Origin of the sequence: Kitasatospora sp. NPDC036755, assembly GCF_040636595.1 — a bacterium.
Taxonomy (GTDB): domain Bacteria; phylum Actinomycetota; class Actinomycetes; order Streptomycetales; family Streptomycetaceae; genus Kitasatospora.
In genome coordinates this window covers 1-2754 of sequence record NZ_JBEZUT010000590.1, presented here as the reverse complement: position 1 = coordinate 2754, position 2754 = coordinate 1, and the positions used below count along the sequence as shown (strand labels likewise).

General features: G+C 76.3%; 3 protein-coding genes and 1 pseudogene. All 4 read left to right on the top strand.

The window, feature by feature from the left end:
• The coding region (locus tag AB0E96_RS40265) for a hypothetical protein (protein WP_359831696.1) at nucleotides 1-206 on the top strand (206 nt) is incomplete at its 5' end.
• A 173-nt stretch (nucleotides 207-379) separates the two neighbouring features.
• Nucleotides 380-1237, top strand: coding sequence for a hypothetical protein (locus AB0E96_RS40260; protein WP_359831692.1), 858 nt, complete (start codon nucleotides 380-382; stop codon nucleotides 1235-1237).
• Between the two features lie 290 nt (nucleotides 1238-1527).
• Nucleotides 1528-2295, top strand: a complete 768-nt coding sequence (locus AB0E96_RS40255; RefSeq protein WP_359831694.1) for a hypothetical protein — start codon at nucleotides 1528-1530, stop codon at nucleotides 2293-2295.
• 161 nt (nucleotides 2296-2456) lie between these two features.
• Nucleotides 2457-2754: pseudogene (locus tag AB0E96_RS40250) on the top strand (hypothetical protein); the annotation flags it as partial.

Below are 2754 nucleotides of genomic sequence, written 5' to 3'. Positions count from 1 at the left end.
TGTACTCCGAGCACCTCTACTGCCCGTACGACGACGTGTCGTTCGAGGAGCTGGAGCCGCGCTCGTTCTCCTTCAACTCGCCGTTCGGCGCCCGCGCCCTGCTGACGGCGCGCGCGGCGGAGCTCGTCCTGGTCGAGTGCGCCGACGTCGCCGACCCGGACGACCTCGACACCCCCGCCGACCTGGCCCGCTGGTCCGCCGGGTGAACGCCCCGGCCAGGCCGGGCGGGCATCCCCCTCCAGGGGGATTCCGCCCCTACCCGGGTGGGCAGGACTCCCTGATCCGTCCCTGAGGATTGCCCCATTCCGCGTCCGGCGCCGGACATTTCGGGGAGCATGGGATACGTCCCACCACCCGACACCGACGGACGGAGCCCGCGATGGCAGGACTGCCCGACGACTTCACCGGACACGACCCCACACGACCGGGGCCGGGCGGTGGCGCCCGGGCCATCCGCTGCCCCGCCTGCCGCCGCGAGCACCTCTACGAACCGCCCTCCCTGCCCTGCCCGTGCGGCGCCTCCCTCAAGGTGCCGCTGCTGCGCGGCGGGGTGCCGGTACAGGTGCGGTTCCGCTCCTGGGAGGACTCCTGGCTGAGCATGCGCTGCCCGCACTGCGGCCGCTCCGACCAGTGGCCGCAGCCCGAGTTCACCTGCAACTGCGGCGCCACCGTCCGGCTGCCGGTGGACCGCGCCACCCGGCTGGGCGGCGGCACCGCCGCCCCGCTCGCCGCCCCCGGCCCGCAGCCCGCCCGCCCGTACCCGGCTCACCCGGCCCACCCGGTGAACGCGCCCGCCCCGGTCCCGCCCGCCCCGCCGGCGGCCGGCCGGCCCCGCCCGTTCCGCCACCGCGCGCCGTTCCGCCCGCACCCGGTGCGCACCTCGCAGGACGCGGTGTTCACCGCCGCCCGCTACCTGGAGTGGCTGGGCTTCGACGACCTGGAGCTGACCGAGGCCCAGGAGCGCGACGGGGTCACCCTGTTGGGCGGCCGGATGGTCGCCCAGGTGGACACCTGGACCGAGCCGGCCGACGTGAAGTCGGTCGAGTGCCTCTGGCTGCAGACCCTGCACGCCGAGGAGATGGCCGCCGCGATGTTCACCCTCGCGGGTTATTCGCACCAGGCCACCGTGCGCGGCGAACAGTTGCTGGTCGCCCTGTTCAGCCTGGACCTGGCGGGTGTTCCGCAGCCCGCGAACGGTGCCGCCGAGGCCCTGATGGAGACCGGCTGGACCTCCTGACCCGCCCGGCCGTCCCGCCCCGCCTCCTCTAGATCATTTCTCCGGCAAAAGCAACAACCTTCGCTCGTGATCTGGTGCACAAGCTCACCCCCGTGTTGAATTGCGGCCACAGCGCGGGCCTTTCGCCCTGTCGTCGTCATGCGTACGGGTCGTGGCGACAGGGCCTCAGGGGCAGGTCCGCGCCCTTGCCGGATGGCGCACACAAGGAGGTGGCGTTGTCGGAGCACGGATGGGACCCGAGCAACCCGGGCGGGCGGGGGCGGGCGCCGGCGGAGGAACCGGGTGACACCGTGTGGCGGCTGAGGTCCCGGGGGTGCTGGCAGGAGGCGGCCGAACTGCTGCGACCGGTCGCCGAACACGACCCGGACACGGCCCTGGCGCGGGCCGAACTCCTCATCGAGCAGTGCCTGTTCACGGCCGCGTACTGGACCCAGGCGGAGCAGGCACTGCGCCTGGCGGAGGCACTGGCCGCCGGCACCGAGCAGCGCGCGGCCGCCGCCTGCGCCCGCGGCTTCCTCGCGTACGTGGCGAGCGTGCTCGGCCCGCGGGACCGGCTGGACGAGGCTCAGGCCGCGCTCGGCCGCACCTCGGCCCTGCTGCCGCCGGACGCCCCGGGCCGCCCGCTGCTGGACTTCCGGCGCGGGCTGGTCGCCGAGAACCTGCTGCGCGACCGCAGTGCCGCCTGGATCGCCTACCGCCGGGCGCACGAGGGCGCCGGCGAGCGCGGGGACGAGCTGCTGCGCTCGTACACCTGGCGGCACCTGGCCGCGCTGGCGCTGTCGCGCGGGGACCGCGGCAACGCCCGGGAGGGCTTCGACGCCTCGCTGCGGCTGCGCGAGCAACTCGGCTTCACGGTGGGGGTGGCACCGGCGCTCGCGGCGCTCGCCGAGGTGTCCGAGCCGGCCGAGGCCGCGCGGCTGCGGGCCGAGGCGGCCCGGCTGGTGGCCGCCCTGGGCGGGGTGCCGGTCTGGCTCGCGCGCCAGCTGGGCGCCGCACGCGCGCCGGGGCCTCCCCCGGACGGGCGCATCACGAGCGAGACCCGGGGGTCGATCAGCTAAGGTGAGGCTAACCTGGCCGGGGGGAGCAGTACCCCGGCCAGGTCAGCCTTGCCGTTCCCCGGGCACCGCCATGCCCCGGCCCGGCCGCGCCCGGCACACCACCACCGCCGGGCACCGCCGGGCGGACCATGGGCGCCCCGGTCGACCCGATGGGGCCGCCCATGAGCGCGAGCAGCACCCGGCCCGGCCCCCGGCCGCACGCCCCCCGCACCACCGGGGCGCGCACTCCCGTCCCCGCGCCCACAGCCGCGGCCCCGGGCGCCCCCTCGTACCACCGGCTGTCCGGCCTCACCCCCGTCCTGACGGTGCGCTGCGCCCCACCCCGGCGCGGCGACGGCTGGCTGCCCGCCGCCGACCTCGCCACCCTCCCGCTCGCCGTCTCCTTCGCATACCTCCTTCCCGTCGACGCCGCCCCGGCGGCCATGAACCTGAGCCTGCCGGTGATCGCCGCTCCGCTGC